Below are 20,031 nucleotides of genomic sequence, written 5' to 3' on the forward strand. Positions count from 1 at the left end.
AAACTACTGAGACTCCGACTCAACCCGCTGCAGAGTCTGCCGGTAGCGATGGCGCCAGCCGGCCAGAGATTCTTCCGAAATGTGGTCGATCAAGGTGCTCATCTCCGCCAGGATCTGATAAACGCGGTCAAAGCTTTGTCGGGTTCGCTCTTCCTGTTCCGGTTGACGCGCCTGCACCATGTACAAGCTCATCTTGATGGTTTGCAGGCGGTTTTTGCCCAAATCTTCCAGCATTTCCCGAATTTGCCCGATTGCCTCCCGCCTCACCTGTCTCTGCCGCCGTCGCAACAGCCAAAAGAGGATCCCGTGGATAACCCCCACCAAAGTGGCGCTGACCGCCGTTGCCGTTTCTAGCGAAAAAGCGCTGCGGCTGGCCACAAAACCACTTAGCAGAATCACCCCTATTCCTACCGCCGTCAAGATGAGCTCAATGTTGTTTAGGAACCATCTTCCTGCTGGTCTCCAGATCCCAGATCCGGCCACTTGACCCTGAAGAATGCCCATCATAGCCTTTTGCACCTCCCTTCCGTCTCTCCCGTTCGCTCAGCCCATCACTACCTGCTCAGCCGTCCCAAAGCCAGGCGCGGTCTTCTGCGGCTCAGTTGACGCTTCAGACAAAGCTGCCGGAGTTTTCGCCGCCGCAAGCGGAAGGGTCTATGGGCCAGGGATCCCGCTGTGGACAGTTCCGGTGCAGAAGCCTGCATTTTTTGGCTGAGCTCTTGATGGTGTTGGCGGAGATCCTCAATCTGCCTGAGGCGAGTCTCCAGCTCTCGGCGCAGTTCGGCGTTTTCTTTTTCCAGACGCTGCAGGCGTTTCAGCAGCTCTGAGGACTCCGTTCCGCTGACGCGGTCGGAAACTGGGATGGGATGGGGAGCAGTCACCACCGAGCTGTGCACATTCCTGCTATCTCGCATAGCCTGGGCAGCCCGACGCAACAGAGCCACCCCCTTGGGATCATCGCTGTCCATGAGGCTGGCCGCTCCAAACTGGAGCTGTACCGGCAGCGCCCGCCCATTCACCACAAAGGGATCCTGAATCATCCGCTGACAGCAGCGTTCGGCAGCCATTTGCGCAGCAGCCAAGGTGCTCCCCGGCAGCAGAATGATAAACTGCCCCTCGTCGTAGCAAAACAGGTCGTCTCCATCGCGCAGGTTATTGGCCAAACGCTCCCTAAACAGTTTGAGCAGATCAGCCCGACCGTCAGCATCCAGCCCTTGTGCCAGAGAACCGAGGTTGGCCAAGCGCAGCACAAACAAGCTGAGGGGTTCCGATTGGGCACGGGCCTGGGCCACCCGCAGCGGCAAACGAGCCACCAAATCCTGACGGCTACCCACCTCCAAACCAATCGACTTGGGGGGAGAGGGAGGAGATTTTTGCCCAGTTTTGAGCAGATATTGCTGGCGGCGACTTTCTACAATGCGCAGCCCTGCCCGCACCCGCGTCAGCAGCTCTGCAGCCTGAAAGGGTTTGGAAAGAAACTCATCGGCGCCTGCCTCCAAAGCCCGCTCCATGCTATCGTTGCCCTCGCGGGCAGTCATAATGATGTAGTACACCCAAGCATATTCCGGCAATTGCCGCAGTTGGCGGCACAGGTCTAGGCCGTTCAGAGAGGGCATGACCCAGTCGGCAATGATGAGGTCTGGGGGTTGGCGGCGAATTTGCTCCAGCGCGGAGAGGCCATCCAAAGCATAAGAAATACTGCAGCCCTGCTTGCCCAAAAAGTTGGACAGCATTTCTGCCACCATGTAGCTATCATCCACAATCAGTACACGGGCTTGCAGACTGCCGTCTTGACTTCTGCCAGAGCCGGATTTCCCCTTCTCGGGCAGAGGAGTTGCACCAACGCTCTCCGGGCTGGGATCCATAGACAAACTGAGGCAGGATGGCGAGAAAATCCGGGAAAGCAAACTACCCGCAACTTTCCATCGCTATTCTAATGCGGTAGCAAACAGCAGCCGCTTCAACTTTGCCGAGTTGGTTAAATTATAGTCATTATAAATAAACAGGAATGAAACATTTCTGTTGCATCGCTTCCCAACTCCCCTCTCCCAGAGGGAGAGGGGTTGGGGGTGAGGGCTGACTCCTTCTGGGGGAGGGGTTGGGGGTGAGGGTGGTTTCCAGAAGCAGCGCGGAGCGCTTGGGCAGCAGTGCGGAACGCCTGGGGAGTGTCTCAATCTAGTTTGGAATGACCATAACCAAGTAATTGGATTATTGACAGATCATTGCGGAGCCGGTGTCTGTTGCTGTCCAAGGCTTGCCCTGAGTAGGAATCTTTTGGCGGGAGAGCTGAAATCCATGCGGTGAACATTTGTGAATCATTCCAGGCAACAGAGCAGAGGCTCAGTAACGGAGCTCGAGGGTGACTTGGGCGCGCACGGTTTGCTGTCCCCCCTCCACCGGTGTGGATGCCGTTTCTAGACGGGCATAGTCGGCGCGGGCAAAGGGGATCGGCGGCGGGATCATGTAGCCATCGCTCTGAATCTGGATGCGCTCGACGGAACGGATGCTCAGGTTCAAGGCCCCCAGCACATCCTGGGCTTGGCGTTGGGCATCTTTCACGGCTTGGGTTAGGGCGCGGCTGCGCGCTTCCAACAGGGTGGCATCGTCGGCCCGGAAACTGACCGATTCCACCTGGGTGGCTCCGGCGGCCACGGCTTCATCCAGCACTTGCCCGGCTCTGGCCACGGGCACCTCGAATTGCAGACTGTTTTGCCCCTGCACACCCGTTAGGCGAGGTTGGCCATCCCGATAGTCGTATTGCGGGTAGAGGGAAATGCCGGTGGTTTGTAGAGCGCCTACTTGCAGCTCCTTGAGGCGATTGACCAGCCGCTCTGAGCGTTCTGCCACCTGTTGTTGTACCGATTGCGCCGTCTCCCCCTGGATCACCACCCCCAAGCGAATGAGGGCAATGGAGTTCTCTACGGAGACCGATCCCTGTCCTGTAACCGTCAACATTCGGGATCCCTCAGCGGGACTGGCCATCGCTCCACCTCCGGCGATTATGTTCCAACCCAACAGGGCCACCGCCAGTACCAGGCCCAGCCACGCCACCCCCTTCAGCCCTTTCCAACCCCTGATCCCGTTCATCGCTTTCCCTTTCCATGGTTCAACCCCAGCCTACTCCCACCGCTCCTCAGCCTGATCCGACAAAAGCCCCAGCCACCAGTTCCCTAACCTCACCCAGCCGGTGCGTTCTTGCCCCCACGGATCCCGTATCCGCACACGGAATACCCGTTGATACTTGGAAGTGCTCCCGGAAAAAGGCCCCAGCCGCCAGTACCGTGCCTCCTGGCTCAACAGGGAGTAGCCCTGCTTTGCCGCCCACCGCTGCAGCAATTCTTGGCTGCGTCTTTGTTCCCAGACGAAAATCCCAACGAAAAGGGCAGCAGCAACCGCCGCCCCTACTAGGGCCAATGCCAGCTCAGACATGGGGATAGACTCTACTGCCCATCCTACAAAGGTTGCTCCAATGCTGGGATCCCCGGCTGCAAAAGTTAACCTTCGCCGCTTACCCGCTCTTAGACCCTAGATAGAGGGATCCCTGCTTCAACCCATCAGACCGTATGATTGAGGCAGGGTGGTCAAAACTCAATCGGTTCTCAAGTCGTTAAGGTCTCTTTACAGAATGGCCGAATCGAAACTGCGACAACTGCTGCACGATCTGGATGTTGAGCTGCAAAAAACCCCTGGCCTGGACGAAAAGCAGCGGCAGCACATTGCCACCATTCGCCAGGAAGTGGAAGCGGTGCTGGCCGAGCTGGGATCCCCGACCGAGAGCAAACCGAGCCAAGGCCCCAGGGATCGCATCGGAGAGGCGCTGGGCCTGTTCGAGACCTCGCATCCCAACCTCACCCTGATCCTGGAGCAGGTGATCGACACACTGGCAGGGATGGGTTTGTAGTTTCATGGTCGGTAAAAGGGCTCACCAGAAAGCTCCCTTGCTTGCTAGCCTTGGTAATGCGTTGAAAGCTCCTTATGCTCTATGACCAGCACTCTCCACTCCACCTCGTTTAACACCACCCGCTCCAAGCAGGTTTTTGCCCGGGCACAAAGCCTCATGCCGGGGGGAGTGAGTTCTCCGGTACGGGCCTTCAAGTCGGTGGGCGGGGATCCCGTCGTGTTCGACCGTGTCTCAGGGGCCTACGCCTGGGATGTGGACGGCAACCAATACATCGACTACATCGGCAGTTGGGGGCCGGCGATTGTTGGCCACGCTCACCCCGAGGTCATTGAGGCTCTGCGCCGAGCTTTGGAGAAAGGCACCAGCTTCGGCGCCCCATGCGTTCTGGAAAATGAACTGGCGGAGCGGGTCATTGAGGCGGTGCCCAGTGTGGAGATGGTGCGCTTTGTCAATTCCGGCACCGAAGCTTGCATGGCGGTGCTGCGCTTGATGCGGGCCTATACCGGTCGGGAAAAGGTGATCAAGTTTGAGGGCTGCTACCACGGCCATGCGGACATGTTCTTGGTGAAGGCCGGTTCGGGGGTGGCCACGCTGGGCTTGCCAGACTCGCCGGGGGTGCCCAAGGCAGCTACCAGCGCTACGCTGACGGCTCCCTACAACGACCTGGAGGCAGTCAAGGCCCTGTTTGAACAGCACCCCGACTCCATTGCCGGAGTCATCCTAGAGCCGGTGGTGGGCAATGCCGGCTTTATTCCCCCCCAGCCGGGCTTCTTGGAAGGCTTGCGAGATCTCACCCAAAAGTACGGAGCCCTACTGGTATTTGATGAGGTGATGACCGGCTTTCGCATCAGCTATGGCGGTGTACAGGCCAAGTTTGGGGTCATCCCCGATTTAACGACCCTGGGCAAGGTCATCGGTGGCGGCCTGCCGGTGGGGGCCTATGGCGGTCGGCGAGAAATTATGGAAATGGTGGCTCCAGCGGGGCCGATGTATCAGGCAGGGACTCTTTCCGGCAACCCCCTGGCCATGACAGCAGGGATCCAGACACTGGACATTTTGCGCCGCCCGGGCACCTACGAGTATCTGGAGCGGATTACCGAGAAGTTGGCGACGGGGCTATTGCAGATCGCGCGGGAAACGGGGCATGAGATGTGCGGGGGCTATCTGCCCGGCATGTTTGGCTTCTTTTTTACTGCCGGCCCAGTGCGCAACTACGAAGAGGCCAAGACTTCCGATCTGCAGAAATTTGCCCGCTTCCATCGCGGCATGTTGGAGCGGGGAGTCTATCTGGCGCCCTCGCAATTTGAGGCCGGCTTCACCTCCCTGGCCCACACAGAGGCCGATGTGGAGAAAACTCTAGCCGCCGCGCGAGAGGTGTTGAGCACCCTCTGAGTCTGCAATTCACCCTCTTTCGAGGCGGGATCCCTGCTATGGCCGAGCATATCCATCGCAACTGGAGCATCACCACCCAAGCTACAGAGAAGGGGTTTATCTTTCGCTGCCGGCTGCTCCAGCAAGATGGCTCTTGCGAGTCGGAGATTGGCACCAAAGCCTACGGCTACTTTCAAAACGAGGCCGAAGCTATTCTGGCGGGCATGGTCTGGATCGACCGGCAGCAACTGCCAGATCACCTAGACGGTCTACTGTTTGACAATGAGGAGCCGGAAGGTTAGATAGGGGCTTCTTCTCGCACCAGCCGCTCCCAACCCAAGCCTTTGAGGGCAGCATTGCGCCGCAGCGGTCGGGTCACCAGCTCCAGCAGAGCCTGGGTGTTGCCGAAGCCGTGGATCTGGGCGAAGGTGAACTCCACCGACCACTTGGTGGTTATCCCCCGTGCCTCTAGGGGGTTGGCGTGGGCCATACCTGTGATCACCAGATCCGGCTGCAGGGCCTTGATGCGCTGGATTTGGTTGTAGTTATCCGGCTTTTCTACGATGGTGGGCTTGGGCACTCCCATCTCTTCGCAGGTGCGCTCCAAGAGGGCCAGCTCAGCCGCTTGGTAGCGTTTGTCCATGTAAGGGATCCCAATTTCCTGCACCGTCATGCCACAGCGCACCAGGAAACGGGCCAGCGAGATCTCCAGCAGGTTATCGCCCATGAAGAAAACGCTCTTGCCCCGCAGCAGCTCCCGATAATCCCAAACCTGGGGATGGTTCCACACTTCCGCTTCCCGCTCTGCCAAGCCTGGCGTCGGGATCCCCAATTCGCGGGCAATGGCTTCTATCCAGGCGCGGGTGCCATCCGGCCCGATGGGAAAAGGAGCGGTGATGAGCTTAGCCTTTTTGCGGCGTACCAGCGTGGTGGCTGTGCGGCTGAGGAAAGGATTCACCCCCACCACATAGGTGCCCGGCTCGATGGCCGGCAGCTCCCCATAGCGTTTGGCCGGCAACCAGCCGGAGACGCGGATCCCGTGTTTTTTCAGCTCCAGGGTGAGTTGGGTAACCACCGGATCGGGCACCGAGCCGAAGATCACCAAGGGGGGATGCTTGTGGAAGCCTTCCTCCTCTTTCTTTGTTCCAGAGCGGAGCCCGTAAAAAAGCGCCTGGAGACCCCCGCGGGTTTCCTGCTCCTCTGCCCGCACCTGCTCTGGGCAGCGTTGAGCCATCGAGGCCAAAACCGTATCTTCCCCTTGGGTAAAGGCGTAGTCGAGGCCATTGGCCCGGGCCACCACAATCGGGATCCCGATCTCCCCTTCCAGCTTCTGGGCTAGGCCCTCCAGATCCATTTTGATGATCTCGGTGGTGCAGGTGCCGATCCAGACAATCACGCTGGGATTGCGATCCCGCTGAATTTGCAGGCACAGCCGCTTCAGCTCCTCGTAGTCATTCAGCTTGGCGCTGATATCCCCCTCTTCCAGCTCGGCCATGGCATAGCGGGGCTCGGCAAAGATCATCACCCCCATGGCGTTTTGCAGAAAGTAGCCACAGGTTTTGGTGCCGATGACCAAAAAGAAGCTGTCTTCAATTTTTTGATAAAGCCAAGCTACACAACTAATCGGGCAAAAGGTATGGTAGTTGCCGGTTTCGCACTGAAAGTTAAGGGCATTGGCACTATCCAAAGCAGCATTCATGCTCGTCTCCTAACAACATATAAAGAGGGGAACATTTCGGGCTAAAGGGCCGCCAACTGGGGCACACCCACCAATTTTTCGCTGAGATCCCAAAGCAGTTTGGCCTTGGCATCGTCCGCCGCCTCGTCAGAGACTTCTTGGTTAAAGGGCTTGGCATTCTTGCGTTGCCGGTTGCCCCAGCTCCAGTAGAACCCCGACCGACGAAACTCGGGATCGGCCACCACTTGGGCCACCCGCTCTCCGGCCAATTCCTGAGAAACAAATCCGCCCGTGATGTTTTTTTGAAACCAGGGGAAAAGTTTTTGAAACAGGGGATAGTGATGGCGGAACAGAGCCGTGGTGGCTACACACCCCGGATAGAGGGAGAGGAAGGTGATGCCAGTGCTTTCGTGGAAGCGGCGGTGCAGCTCGCGCATGGTGAGGATATTGCAGACTTTGCTGTCTTTGTAGGCTTTCACCGGATCGAATTTGCCGCCATCGGCCATGCTGATGGGATCCTTAAAGCCCTGGGCAAATCCCCGCAGATCCCCCAGGTGGGGTTGGGGTGGGATCTTACCCCCCAGCTCTTTGGGATTGTGGGTAACCGTGCCCAAGATCACCAGCCGCCGATCCGGATAGGTGGAGCGTTTCAGATCCTCCAACATCAAATGGCAGAGCAAGAAATGCCCCAGATGGTTGGTGGCCATGGTCAGCTCATATCCTTCCGGGCTGCGCAGGGGCTGCTTGAGCAGGGGCATGTAGATGGCGGCATTGCAGACCAAGGCGTCCAAGGAACGGCCCCAGTTGCGGAATTGCTCGACAAACCGCCGCACGCTGGCCAAGCTGGCCAGATCGATCTGCATCAGGGTATAGCTGCCCTGGGGGATCCCCACTTGCTGGGCCGCCCGGTAGGCTTTGTCCAGATCCCGACAGGCCATCACCACGTGCCAGCCGCGCTTGGCCAAGGCCAAAGCTGAGTACAGGCCAACACCCGAGGAAGCTCCGGTAATCACGACGGTGGGTTGCTCTTGTCCTTGCATATCCAACTCCTGTGCCATTTCCTTCCCAAAGCGAGATCCCTACAGGATCCATCTTGGGGGGGAAAGCGGATCGGACAACAAATTGATAAGGTTTGCGACAGTCTTCCGAAACAGTGGCTTCATTTTTGGACACACTGCCCCCGCTGGCAGGGGATCCGTCACACCAAGGCCAGTTGGCGGGCTGGAGTGTTGTAAAAGTCGGAGAGCAAAGCAAACAGCTCCCGATCCTCGGCAGGTTGGGGCACGATCCCTTCCGGACGGGCCAGCAGCTCATCGGCGATGTTCAGGTAGTACTGGCAGACAGGCTCCAGGCTGGGATCGGTTTCCGCCATCTCGAAGAGGGTCTTGCCCTTGACCCGCGAGACGCGAATATCTTCGATGAGGGGAAGCACCTCGATAACGGGCATGGGAACTGCCGAGACGTATTTGTCAATCAGATCCCGCTTACTGGTGCGATTACCGATCAGCCCGGCCAACCGCAGCTTGCGGGTTTTGGCCTTTTCTCGCACCGAGGCAGCAATCCGATTGGCGGCAAACAGGGCATCAAAGCCGTTGTCGGTTACGATCAGGCAGTAGTCGGCGTAGTTGAGGGGAGCCGCAAAACCGCCGCACACCACATCCCCCAGCACATCGAAGAGGATGACATCGTACTCATCGAAGGCGTTCAGCTCCTTCAGGAGTTTGACGGTTTCCCCCACCACATAGCCGCCACAGCCGGCCCCTGCCGGGGGCCCACCCGCTTCCACACAGTCCACGCCGCCGTAGCCGCGGTAGATCACATCTTCTGGGTAGATGTCTTCGTGGTGATAGCCCTTGGCTTCCAGAGTGTCGATGATGGTGGGGATGAGAAAGCCGGTCAGGGTGAAGGTGCTGTCGTGCTTGGGATCACAGCCAATCTGCAAGACCTTTTTGCCCCGCCTGGCCAAGGCCACCGAGATGTTGCAACTGGTGGTGGATTTGCCGATCCCACCTTTTCCGTAAACTGCCAACTTCACAGCGCGTTCCTCCATGGGGCAGACAAGGGACATTATCGGCAGCCGATCCGCCCCCTGAGAACTGTTGCGAAGGATAAAGGTGGATCCCTCAAAAAGCTAGAAGTTCCCAGATCTTGCAAATGCTCCTAAGAAAGTTCCCAGGGCTTCTCAAGTCGATTTTTGATGTTTTTCCCGATTTTAGTTTTAGATATACTTTCATCAGTGATCAAAAGAAAACAATCCCAGATGACAATTCACCCAAATCGGGAAGGATTCAGCTATGCCATGGCGCTGATCCCGTCCTCTTGGCTTGGCGCTGAGGCAGGTCTGGGCTGAGAAAGAATCAAGAATGGTCTCAATTCTGGGGGGAAGGTGGGGGGAATCCTTCGCTCTCAGGGATCAAAGGCAAACGTAACTCGCACCGCTCCTGCAGAATCCACCTCGATCCTGCGCAGGAATTCCCGCAGGTAGGCACGCCGTTCGGTCTCGCTGAGGTCTTGCCAGAAGGGCGGGATGGAGAGGGTTTGGATGGTCTGGGTGAGGTTGGCGGGGGGGAGTTGCTCCAGCTTTTGGGCCAAGCGGGCCGTCTCTGCTCGCAACTGGTAGCGACGCTGGGCCAGGGAGGCCTCGTCCATTAGTCCAGATTGCTGCAGCTCTTCCAATTGCCGCAGCCGCTCGGCGTTGGCCTGGATTTGGGCTTGCAGCTCTTGGCGGACTTGGGTGAGGGCTTGTCGATCCAGCGTCTGGGCGCGTTGGGGCAGTTGTTCGCACACCTGCCGGATCACCTCCTGCAGGACTTCGGTGTAGGGGAGGCTGTAGCGACAGGTTTGGCAGCGCAGATAGAGGTAGGGGGATCCGTTCTTTTTCCCCTTGCGAGGGGTGGTTTGCACAATGCGCAGAAGGCTGCCACAAGCGCAGCAATGAACCAGGCCGGCCAAAGCGCGGGGAGCACTGGCGCTGCGACGCGGGATCCCTTGGTTGCGTTTGAGCCAGCGATCGATCTGGGCGGCTTCCGTGCGGCTGAGAAGGGCCGGGTGAGTGTCCCGCAGGGTGGTGCCGTCGGCATAGGCCAGATCCCCGCGGTATACCGGGTTGAGCAGCCAGTTGCGTCCGGTGGCCACAGAAATCCGCTTGTGGTGTTTTTCCTCCAAGAAGCGCACCGCCTGCCGCAGGGATCCGTAGAGGAGAAAGTGCTGGAAAAAATCCTGAACGATGCTGGCCTGCCGGCGATCCAGCACGTAGCGTTCCCCTTCGCGGCGGTAGCCAAAGGGGGCAGGGCCAGGGGGGGGTTTGCCCGCCAGGCGGTTTTGGGCTTGGCTGCAGCAGAGGCGGCGGCTTTGCAACTGATGGGGGATCTCGGCCAGCAGGGGGATCCAATCGGCAGCCTTGGTGGGGGTTTGCAGGCCGGATTCGGTGACCAAGCTGAGGCGGATCCCGGAGTGTTGGAGTTGCAGCAGCCGCTCGTGAATTTCATCCGCCCGATCCCCCAGATCCGACAGGCGCAAGAGCAGCACTTCCTGCACCAAGCCGGCTGTGATGCGTCGGAACAGCTCCTCCAAATGAGTTCGGGATCCCCAATCGTGCAGGATGGGATCGGCCCCTCGCAACTTGAGCCAGGCCAACTCCTGTTCCGGCAAAGGAGCATGGGAAGGCGTGTAGAGGTAGCCGCAAACGCTCATGGACAAGCCATTCAACTATTGTCACCGCCGCTGCGCCAGAACGGAATCAAGCACCTGGCGAATGTTGCCCTGGGCCTGTTGCAAGTGCTGACGAGCTTCCTGAGCAGAGCACCCCATCAAGGCCACAAGGATCGCGGTTTTCACCTCTCCATCACAAGCCTGCAGCAATTGGGCAGCCGCGGCGGGATCCAGATCGCAGGCTAGGGCCACCATTCGCTCCGCCCGCTGCTTGAGCTTGGCATTGCTGGCCTGGAGATCCACCATCAGGTTGCCATAAGTCTTGCCCAAGCGGATCATCACCCCGGTGGAGATCGTGTTCAACACCAGCTTTTGGGCTGTGCCGGCTTTCATGCGGGTGGATCCGAGGATTACCTCCGGCCCCACCAAAGGGGCAATAGCAATATCCACCTGCTCGGTTAGCGGGGAAGGGTGATTGCAGGCCAGGCCAATCGTGAGCGCCCCAATACTTCTGGCGGCTTGGATCCCACCCAGCACATAGGGGGTACGACCGCTGGCAGCAATTCCCACAACACTATCTTGAGCTTGGAGGTGGAGACTCTCCAGAGCGCGGGCAGCCGCTTCCGCGTCATCCTCTGCGCCTTCTACCGCCTGGGTCAGGGCCCTTTCCCCCCCGGCAATCAAAGCCACCACCTGGGTGGGGGAAGTGCCAAAAGTGGGCGGGCACTCAGCCGCATCCAGCACCCCCAGCCGACCTGAGGTTCCTGCCCCGATATAGATCAGCCGCCCGCCGCGACTCATCCGCTCGGCAATGGCATCGATGGCTTGGGCAATCGGCTCCGCCTGAGCAGCCACCGCTTCCGGCACCTGCCGATCCTCGGCGTTGATCCGTTTCACCAGTTCCAAGGTGCTGAGACGGTCGATCTCGGCTGTAGCCGGGTTGGGGCTTTCGGTCAGGGATCCGGGATCCCCGGCCACTTGTGGAGAATCCATAGCAGTGCTTGCTTAGGGGAGAGGGATCCCAAGTTTTGTCCCCTCAGATTCTATCTAGCGGTGGCAAGGGATCTCTTGAGGGATCAGTAAACGGAAGAAGAACTGCGCCAACAGCGTCGCCAGCATCCATTCCCGCCAAAACCCCTGCCAACGGGAACGCAGCACGGCCACGGTAGTCCTTCTCCCAGGATGCCCTCATCACCGGCGGCAACCAGCCCAAGCACCCCTCAGTCCGCAGCCAAACCGGTGAATTGAGGAAGGCAAGCACTGCCAGGTGGCGGTACTCTAGAAGGTGTTCTAAGGACTCCGTCCCGCTACTGCGATGAGTAAGTCCATGCAAGCGATGGCAAGGACTCCGTCCCGCTACCGCGACCAGCCTGCCCTGCGCATCTTGATCGTGCGCCATGGTGAGAGCACCTTCAACCTGGAAAATCGCATCCAAGGCCGCTCCGATCTCTCCCGGCTCACCCCCACTGGAGAAGTGCAGGCGCAGCGTGTAGCCGAGGCCCTGGCCGGGATCCCGTTGGATTGCGCCTATTGCAGCCCCCTGTCTCGCGCCCTCGATACCGCTCGCGTCATTTTGAAAGACCGAGAAGGGATCCCTCTGCACGTTACCGATCAACTGCGGGAGATCGACCTGACGGCCTGGGAAGGGCTGACCTTTGCCGAGGTGCAGGAGAAATACCCCGAAGATTACCACCTGTGGCGGCACCATCCCGACACCCTGGAGCTGGAGGGCCGCTTTCCGGTGCGGGATCTCTGGCAGCAGGCGCAGGGGTTTTGGGAAATGCTGGCTTTCCATCTGCAATCGGCTTCGGGCCCCTGGAACCATGGAGCGGATCCCTCCCAGAGACAGACCCTCAATATCCTCATCGTGGGCCACAGCGGCATCAATCGCGCCCTGGTCAGCACCGCCATCGGCCTGGGGCCACACCACTATCACCGCCTTGGGCAGGATAACTGCGCCATCAGCGTTCTCAATTTTCCCGAGGGCCTGCAGGGGCCGCCACAACTGGAATCTCTGAACATCACCGCTCACCTCGGCCAAGCCCTGCCCAAGCGCAAGCAGGGGATGCGCATCTTGCTGGTGCGGCATGGGGAAACCCAATGGAACCGAGAGCGCCGTTTTCAAGGGCAGCGGGATATCCCCCTCAATGCCACCGGGGAGGAACAGGCAGCCAAGGTGGCAGAATTTTTGGCCACTCAACCTCTGCAACTGGCCTTCTCCAGCCCCCTGAAGCGCCCTTGGGCCACAGCCGATGCCATCTGCAGCAACCACAGCAACCTCATTTTGCGCCCAATGCCCGACTTGCAAGAGATCTGCCACGGCGACTGGGAGGGCAAGCTGCAAAGCGAAGTCGAAGCCGAATACCCCGGCGAGCTGGAGCGCTGGCAACGGGATCCCGCCAGTGTGCAGATGCCCAATGGGGAAAACCTTCACCAGGTGTGGGAGCGCACTCGCTCCGCTTGGCAGGAGCTTTTGGCCATCACCGCAGCCCAGTTTCCTCAGGGCACGGCGGTTGTTGTTGCCCACGATGCCATCAACAAGGCGATCATCTGTCAGTTGTTCGACCTTTCCCCCCAAGCCTTTTGGATCTTCAAGCAGGGGAATGGCGCCATTACGGTGATCGACTATCCAGAAGGCAAGGAGGGTGCCCCGGTTTTAAAGGTGTTGAACCTCACCACCCATCTGTCCGGCCAGATCCTGGACTGCACCACTGCCGGAGCTTTGTGAAGATGGGATCCTCTCCTCTCCGCGAGCTAACAGGACGACTAACAGGACAAAATGTGCATCTCCAGGGAGTGCGCCTGTTGGATCCTTGGCGCCAGCGGGATGAAGTAACCGATGTGTGGTTGCAGGAGGGTCGTCTGCGGGCCACCGAGCCGGCAGGGATCCCTGCCGATATCCCCACCATCAATGGCTCAGGTTGGGTAGTGGGGCCGGGTTTGCTGGATCTGTATGCCCACAGCGGCGAGATGGTTGGCAGCGGTCGCGTAAGCGGTGCGGAGCACTTTCTGGCCCACAGTCGGGAAACCCTGACCTCTTTGGCTGCAGCGGCTTTGGCGGGAGGCTTTACCCAGGTGGGGCTTCTGCCCACCCCCCTTCCTGGAACCGGCCTATTTCCGGTGCTGGATCACCCGGAACACCTGAACCGCTACCCCCGCCAACGTGGGGATCCCCGCTGGCTGCCCTGGGCTGCCCTGAGCGTGGGTGGCCAGGGAGAAACCCCAACCCCCTGGGGAGAACTGGCGCAAGCGGGAGCAGTTGGCTTTGCAGAGGTTCAGCCACTGCGCTCCTTGGCTTTGGTGCGGCGGGCTCTGGAGTATTTGCGGCTGGAGAATAAACCCCTGCTGCTCTGGGCCTGGGATCCCACCTTGGCCGGGCAAGGCAGCCTTTACGAAGGGATCTGGGCGCTGCGCCTGGGGCTGAAAGGGATCCCTGCCAGTGCCGAAACTGCCGCTCTGGCCCGTCTCTTGGAGGTGATCAGGAGCGTTCCTTCCCCTCCGCCTGTGCATATTATGCGCCTGAGCCAAGCCCGCAGCCTGGAGCTGATCCAACAGGCCCAAGCCGAAGGACTGCCGGTTACCGCCAGCGCCACTTGGATGCACCTGATCTTGTCCGAAGAGGCCGTCTTTGAGCACCGCTACGATCCCCACCTTCGCCTTCTGCCCCCTCTTCCCAGCGCTGGCGACCGGGAGGCTCTGATCGCCGGGATCCGTTCCGGCAACTTGGGGATCGCTACGGATCACCACCCCTACACCCATGAAGAGAAAACCCTGCCCTTTGCCGATGCCCCGCCGGGGGCGATGGGCCTGGAGCTGGCTCTGCCGCTGCTGTGGCACCATTTGGTAGAAACGGGATCCCTGACGGCGCTGCAACTGTGGTCTGCCCTCAGCCTGTACCCGGCCCGCTGCCTAAACCTAGATCCGCCCACCCTTACCCCCCACAGCGACTGGGTGCTGTTTGATCCCACCCACCCTTGGACGGTTTCTGTTGCCACCCTCCACTCCCGATCGCCAGCGACTCCCTGGCTGGAGAAAACCCTGTGCGGCAAGGTGTTGCACACCCATGTCGAGGGGATCCCATCCCGCAGCTCTGCCCCTTGATCCCGAAGAAGGCCGACAAGACCTGTCCGGCGGATGTTTAAGGACTCCGTCCCGCTAGCGCGAACAGAGTCCGCTTGGAGAAAGAGCCAATTCAAAATAAAAAAATAATGATCAAGACCGAGATCCGCTTGCCTCAGTGGGACAGAGTCCTTAATTCAAAAATTCAAAACTCCCCGGCCAGAGCGGCTACACAACGCTCACACAGCTCTGGATGTTCGGCAAATTCCCCCACACGGGTGGAATAGTTCCAGCAGCGCACGCACTTTTGGCCGTCAGCCGGAAAAACAGAGACCTCCAAGCCTTGACCTGAGGTTTTCTCCAGTTCCACCTGTGAGGTGATGAACAAGTAGCGCAACTCGGCAGACCGCTCCTGCAAAAGAGCGTACAGGCTGGGATCCGCTACCTTCAGGATTACCTTGGCCTCGGTGGAAGCGCCGATGGGCTTAAAGGACTCCGTCCCGCTAACGCGACCGGTACGGGCTTGCTCCAGAGCCTTGTTCACCTCTTGGCGCACCTCTCGCAGCTGCTCCCAAATGGCCGCCAACTGGGGATCCCGCCAGTGCTCCGGCAGCTTCATCCACCCCCCCTCAAACACCGAACGGGTGGGCTTGGGATAGGGCAGATGGCTCCAAATCTCTTCGGCCAGGTGGGAGAGAACGGGGGCGATGGCCTTGGCCAAGTTCTCCAGCAACAGGGAGAGCACCGTTTGACATTGGCGCCGCCGTAGACTTTGGGCATGGCTAATGTAGAGGCGATCCTTGGCAATATCCAGGTAAAAGTTGGAGAGATCCACCACACAGAAGTTCTGAATCGCCTGGAAAAAGCGGTAGAACTGATAGCTGGCAAAAGATTCGCCGATCTCGGATCCCACCTCGTGCAGGCGGTGCAAAATGTAGCGGTCTAGCTCCGTCAAGGCTTCAAAAGGAACGGCATCCTGAGTTGGATTGAAGTCGTAGAGGTTGCTCAGCAAAAAGCGAGCTGTGTTGCGGATTTTGCGATATACATCCGCCATTTGCCCAAGAATGGTCTTACCCAGCGGCACATCCCCGGAGTAGTCCACACTGGAGACCCACAGGCGCAGCACATCCGCCCCGTAGGCGGGATCCGTCTGGGGATCTTTGCCGCCGTTAATTAACACCAGCGGATCGATGACATTGCCCAGGGACTTGCTCATTTTCTGGCCTTTCTCGTCCAGCACAAACCCATGGGTGAGCACCGCCTTGTAGGGGGCATGGCCGTTGACGGCCACGGAGGTAAGCAAACTGGATTGGAACCAGCCTCGGTGTTGGTCGGAGCCTTCCAAATACAGATCCACCGGGTAGCCCAGCCCTTGGGCCTTGGCCACTGCCGCCCAGGAGGAGCCGGAGTCAAACCACACGTCCATGGTGTCCATCCCTTTGCGGTAGGTGCGGCCATTGTGGCGGTACTTCTCCGGCAGCAACTCCTCCACCGGGCGCTTCCACCAGGCGTCGGATCCCTCTTGGGCAAAAATGGCCTTGATGTGGTCGAGGGTCTCGGCGGTGAGCAGAACCTCGCCGGTTTCTTCGTCGTAAAAGACGGGGATGGGCACGCCCCAAGCCCGCTGGCGGGAAATACACCAATCCGAGCGCTCCGACACCATAGCAGTGATGCGGTTCTCCCCGATGGCCGGGATCCATTTCACGGTTTTAATGGCCTGCAGGGCCAGCTCCCGGAAGCCAGCTACAGACGCAAACCACTGCTCGGTGGCCCGGAAAATCGTTGGCTCTTTCGTGCGCCAGTCGTAGGGATATTTGTGGTTGTAGGGCTCTTCCTTGAGCAAAGCCCCCGCAGCCTGCAGAGCCTGGATCACGGCAGCATTGCCGCTGGTCTCCGGCTTCTTGGAGAGCACATCCAACCCGGCAAACTGGGATCCGGCCTCGGCGGTAAATCTCCCCTGATCGTCCACAGGGCTGAGAATGGGCAGACCATACTTTTGGCCGGTTTTGAAGTCATCTTCCCCATGCCCCGGAGCTGTGTGCACAATGCCGGTGCCGGACTCGGTGGTGACGTAGTCCCCCAGCACGCAGAGGCTGGCGCGGTCAAAGAGGGGGTGCCGTCCTTGACTGTATTCCAGGGCGGATCCCGGCAGGGTGGCCTTGATCTCCAGAGGCGTCTCCAGAACCTTCTCCAGCCGCTCCCGCAGATCGGCGGCGATCAACAGCAGGCCGAAGCGGGGAGACTCCACAACTGCATAGGTGAGCTTGGGGTTAAAGCAGAGAGCCAGGTTGGCCGGGATCGTCCAAGGGGTGGTGGTCCAGATGGCTGCCCGCAGGCCCGGCATGAAAGGCTCCAAAACCGGCTGCGCCGCCGGGCTCAGGCTCTGCAGGGGAAAGGCCACGTAGATGCTGGGGGAGATGTGGTTGTCGGGGTACTCCAGCTCCGCTTCCGCCAGAGCCGTCTGGGAGCTGGGGCTCCAGTGGACGGGTTTGAGGCCGCGGTAGATGTAGCCCTTGAGGGCCATTTGTCCAAACACCTCAATCTGTGCGGCTTCGTACTCCGGCGACAGCGTCAGGTAGGGCCGATCCCAGGATCCCCATACCCCCAGGCGCTGAAAACTGGCCCGCTGCACATCAACGTAGTGCAGGGCGTACTCCTTGGCTTTTTGTCGCAGCTGCAGAGGGGTGAGGTTTTCCCGCTCCTGCGGGGTGAGGCTTTGCAACACTTTCAGTTCGATGGGCAGGCCGTGGCAATCCCAGCCGGGCACGTAGCGCACCTTGCGCCCTTGCAAGATGTGGTACTTGTTCACAATGTCCTTGAGGATCTTGTTGAGGGTGGTGCCCATGTGGATATCGCCATTGGCGTAGGGCGGTCCATCGTGCAGGACAAAGGGATCCCCAGGATTGTGGTCGGCAAGGCGCTGGTAGATTTGCTCTTCCTGCCAAAAGGCTTGAATGGCGGGTTCTCTCTTGGCGGCCTCTGCCCGCATGGGAAACTGAGTTTGGGGCAGGTTGAGGGTACTTTTGTAGTCCACGGCTGTAGTCCACGGCAACTCGAGCCAACTAGAGGGCGTCCTTCTATCCTACGCTGTTGCCTTATCCTCAGCAGTCCATCCCTCACCCCTCTTGTGGGACAGGGGATCCGAAGCCCACGGTCACCCAGAGCGCCTGGAGCTCTCAAACGGCTCCAACAAACCACCGCATGAACTCCCTGATCGAGAAAACAAGAAAAGATTTGTGCTAGTCTCAGGGTGTCGTTTAGTAAGGGAGGTTCCTGCGGATGCCAGATAGTAGTAGTTGTAAGGGTCGTCAAGTTGGGTTCAGCCGGCTGTGCGCCGGGGCTGTTCTCTAACGGTCTGAACTTAGATCCTTCAGTCTGCTGAAGAGTCTTCACGTTCTGGCTCGCTTGGAGTTCCTCCCGGCAGTCAGGTTCCAGTTGAAGGCCCGCTAGACCGCTCTTTCCCTGACCGCCTGTTGTTGCCTTGGGGGTGGGAGAGAGCGGATAGTTTTGCAGATAGCTGTAGCGGGGCTTGGAATGGACGGGCGTCTAAAGATGTCAATGTTTCTTGAGGTTGGGTCCTTTCAAGACACCTCGACCCAACCTTTCGAGACCCCTCGGGATTGTTCGGTCAATTGCTGGCAGGAGTGGGGCGATCCACCACCGGAGCACCAAGGGAGTCGCCGCTATCGCAACCGCTCAAAAATAGGGCCAGCACCAGAAAGCAAACAAGCTGAGGGGCGCATAGTTTCCCATCTTAACAAGCTCAACTGCCTGTCCAGATTACCCCAGAGCCATTCCTCATCATCCTGAAGATTTCCTAAGGGACGGTGGGGATGGCCAGGGATCCCTCCAGAGCCAAGCGATCGCTGACGATAAGACGCCGACTCTCCAGCGTGATGCCGGTTTGGTTAACCAACATCACAGAAATCCACTCAGAACGGGGTTCTTGCGGAGCATCTGCCTGTAGGAAGATCCCTCCGGCCTGTAGAGGTTCGAGAGCAAACGAGGTCACCTCTGGGTAGCCCGCCCCGGCAACGGGTTGTTCGGCAACGGCGCCCAACAACAAAGAGTGGGTGAGAGGCTCTGCCACAATCGCCTGCAGCGAATAGGTGGATCCCGGTTTGACCACCTCCGGCAGGTTCAAGGTGACGGTGGGAGGGGCAGATCCAGAGGTGAGGGTGCTGGCCTCCCGCAGCACTTCTTGGTCAATCAACAGCAGTTGTCCGGGATTGGCTGGATCCGGGCGATAGCGATTGCGCACCAGGGCAGAGGCTTCTACCTGAAAGTCCCCCCGCACCGAGGATTGGGATCCCTCTACTTGGCTGAGAATATCGGCAACAATCTCAGGGCCCACCTGCCGCCAGGAGAGGATCTGGGCCGAATAGGTGAGCTTGGGATGAGAGCTCCACAGCTTGCGGATGGCACCTTCCACCTCTTCCCGGTCTAGCCCATCTCGGTGGCGGAAGTCGGGGCTGTAGCCGGCCATCACCCCTGGCAAATCCCGCCGGTTGGCGGCGGCCACCTGCTGGCTTAGCCACTCCACCAGGGCGGCTGGCGGTGGGCTGGAAACTTGCCGCTGGATCCCACTTTCTAGGGGCATCGGGGCAGCTTGGGCCCAAGCCGAGGACTCCGTCCGGCTGACGTGACCGGCTGTCAATCCAAGGGGGATGCTCCAGCTCACGGCCAGAGCAAGGGGCCAAAGCAGTTGCGGAAAGTTAGATCGGGATTTCAAGCCATGGGCCTCCAGCCGGCAAATCTGGATCCCAGTCTAGCCTTAGGGCAGTTGGGATCCCAAAGTCCAGACCAGATAAGATCGATTGGAATAAGCTTTGGCTCATAGCGCCTGTTCTCCATGGCTCCCCAGCACTCTCCAGCTTTCTTGGCCCTGGTCAACGAGGCCAAAAGCCGCATCCAAGAACTGACAGTCGAGCAGGTCAGGCAAAAACAACTGCAAGGGGATCCCTTCTATTTTGTGGATGTGCGGGAAGAGTCGGAGTGGCAAGCCGGCCACGCTGCCGGAGCCATCCATTTGAGCAAAGGGATCATTGAGCGGGACATCGAGAGGGTGATCCCCGACAAAGAAGCGGAGATCGTCCTGTACTGCGGCGGCGGGTTTCGTTCGGCGTTGGCAGCCGATAACCTACAGAAAATGGGCTATCGTCGGGTGATCTCGATGGATGGGGGCATGCGGGCTTGGCGGGAAGCGGGTTTTCCTGAGGAGCGCTAGAGCTGGCGGATTTCTTCCCTCACCCATAGGAAGAGGGAGGTATTGGCTGCTATCTGGCTGCTATCTGAAATGGCCGACCACTGAAGGCGGGAAGTGGGGGCGGCCCAACCTTGTTTAGAATGGCGATAGCCTGGCCGTTTAGCT

Annotated in this window: 17 protein-coding genes; 6 read left to right on the forward strand and 11 right to left on the reverse strand. The window is 59.3% G+C overall.

The window, feature by feature from the left end:
* Window positions 1-3: 3 nt before the first annotated feature.
* From ACVW0B_RS03705 to ACVW0B_RS03720, 4 genes are all read right to left on the reverse strand, one after another.
* Window positions 4-507, reverse strand: a complete 504-nt coding sequence (locus ACVW0B_RS03705; protein ID WP_414413104.1) for a hypothetical protein — start codon at window positions 505-507, stop codon at window positions 4-6.
* 47 nt (window positions 508-554) lie between these two features.
* On the reverse strand, window positions 555-1,865 hold the full coding sequence (locus tag ACVW0B_RS03710) for a response regulator (RefSeq protein WP_457388199.1): 1,311 nt from the start codon (window positions 1,863-1,865) through the stop codon (window positions 555-557).
* A 475-nt stretch (window positions 1,866-2,340) separates the two neighbouring features.
* A complete protein-coding gene (locus ACVW0B_RS03715) occupies window positions 2,341-3,087 on the reverse strand; it encodes an SIMPL domain-containing protein (protein WP_457388200.1) in 747 nt (248 codons plus the stop codon).
* A 30-nt stretch (window positions 3,088-3,117) separates the two neighbouring features.
* On the reverse strand, window positions 3,118-3,429 hold the full coding sequence (locus ACVW0B_RS03720) for a hypothetical protein (RefSeq protein WP_414409074.1): 312 nt from the start codon (window positions 3,427-3,429) through the stop codon (window positions 3,118-3,120).
* A gap of 196 nt (window positions 3,430-3,625) precedes the next feature.
* Between ACVW0B_RS03720 and ACVW0B_RS03725 the strand changes: the two genes are divergently transcribed.
* The 3 genes from ACVW0B_RS03725 to ACVW0B_RS03735 all read left to right on the forward strand — a co-directional run bounded on the left by ACVW0B_RS03725 (window position 3,626) and on the right by ACVW0B_RS03735 (window position 5,574).
* Window positions 3,626-3,901, forward strand: coding sequence for a DUF4404 family protein (locus tag ACVW0B_RS03725; protein WP_414356579.1), 276 nt, complete (start codon window positions 3,626-3,628; stop codon window positions 3,899-3,901).
* An 81-nt stretch (window positions 3,902-3,982) separates the two neighbouring features.
* A complete protein-coding gene (gene hemL / locus ACVW0B_RS03730; RefSeq protein ID WP_011432645.1) occupies window positions 3,983-5,293 on the forward strand; it encodes a glutamate-1-semialdehyde 2,1-aminomutase in 1,311 nt (436 codons plus the stop codon).
* A gap of 38 nt (window positions 5,294-5,331) precedes the next feature.
* Window positions 5,332-5,574 carry a hypothetical protein gene (locus tag ACVW0B_RS03735; protein WP_414373570.1) on the forward strand — a complete coding sequence of 81 codons (243 nt, stop codon included), beginning with the start codon at window positions 5,332-5,334 and terminating at the stop codon, window positions 5,572-5,574.
* On the opposite strand, the gene ACVW0B_RS03740 is transcribed toward ACVW0B_RS03735, so the two are convergent.
* From ACVW0B_RS03740 to murQ, 5 genes are all read right to left on the reverse strand, one after another.
* Entirely contained in the window at window positions 5,571-6,971 is a 1,401-nt protein-coding gene (locus ACVW0B_RS03740; protein WP_457490978.1) for a ferredoxin:protochlorophyllide reductase (ATP-dependent) subunit N, read from the reverse strand. The genes ACVW0B_RS03735 and ACVW0B_RS03740 overlap by 4 nt on opposite strands.
* Window positions 6,972-7,012: 41 nt before the next feature.
* Window positions 7,013-7,990, reverse strand: coding sequence for a protochlorophyllide reductase (locus ACVW0B_RS03745; RefSeq protein WP_414357295.1), 978 nt, complete (start codon window positions 7,988-7,990; stop codon window positions 7,013-7,015).
* A 158-nt stretch (window positions 7,991-8,148) separates the two neighbouring features.
* On the reverse strand, window positions 8,149-8,985 hold the full coding sequence (bchL, locus tag ACVW0B_RS03750; RefSeq protein ID WP_041437180.1) for a ferredoxin:protochlorophyllide reductase (ATP-dependent) iron-sulfur ATP-binding protein: 837 nt from the start codon (window positions 8,983-8,985) through the stop codon (window positions 8,149-8,151).
* 371 nt (window positions 8,986-9,356) lie between these two features.
* Entirely contained in the window at window positions 9,357-10,643 is a 1,287-nt protein-coding gene (locus ACVW0B_RS03755) for a recombinase family protein (protein ID WP_457490979.1), read from the reverse strand.
* Between the two features lie 21 nt (window positions 10,644-10,664).
* Window positions 10,665-11,594, reverse strand: a complete 930-nt coding sequence (gene murQ / locus ACVW0B_RS03760; protein ID WP_457490980.1) for an N-acetylmuramic acid 6-phosphate etherase — start codon at window positions 11,592-11,594, stop codon at window positions 10,665-10,667.
* Window positions 11,595-11,937: 343 nt separating this feature from the next.
* Here murQ and ACVW0B_RS03765 point away from each other — a divergent pair, with 343 nt between their 5' ends.
* Both ACVW0B_RS03765 and ACVW0B_RS03770 read left to right on the forward strand, forming a co-directional pair.
* Window positions 11,938-13,329 (forward strand): histidine phosphatase family protein, encoded by a 1,392-nt coding sequence (locus ACVW0B_RS03765; protein ID WP_457466326.1) that lies wholly within the window; start codon window positions 11,938-11,940, stop codon window positions 13,327-13,329.
* Between the two features lie 2 nt (window positions 13,330-13,331).
* Window positions 13,332-14,702, forward strand: a complete 1,371-nt coding sequence (locus ACVW0B_RS03770; RefSeq protein WP_457490981.1) for a dihydroorotase — start codon at window positions 13,332-13,334, stop codon at window positions 14,700-14,702.
* 163 nt (window positions 14,703-14,865) lie between these two features.
* Here ACVW0B_RS03770 and ileS read toward each other — a convergent pair whose 3' ends face one another.
* On the reverse strand, window positions 14,866-17,649 hold the full coding sequence (ileS, locus tag ACVW0B_RS03775; RefSeq protein ID WP_457491005.1) for an isoleucine--tRNA ligase: 2,784 nt from the start codon (window positions 17,647-17,649) through the stop codon (window positions 14,866-14,868).
* Window positions 17,650-18,477: 828 nt separating this feature from the next.
* Complete coding sequence (locus ACVW0B_RS03780) at window positions 18,478-19,392, reverse strand: Cif family virulence factor (protein ID WP_414330578.1); 915 nt, start codon at window positions 19,390-19,392, stop codon at window positions 18,478-18,480.
* Between the two features lie 120 nt (window positions 19,393-19,512).
* Here ACVW0B_RS03780 and ACVW0B_RS03785 point away from each other — a divergent pair, with 120 nt between their 5' ends.
* Complete coding sequence (locus tag ACVW0B_RS03785) at window positions 19,513-19,887, forward strand: rhodanese-like domain-containing protein (RefSeq protein WP_011432658.1); 375 nt, start codon at window positions 19,513-19,515, stop codon at window positions 19,885-19,887.
* The last annotated feature ends 144 nt before the right edge of the window (window positions 19,888-20,031 follow it).

It is taken from the genome of Thermostichus sp. MS-CIW-23 (assembly GCF_054059455.1).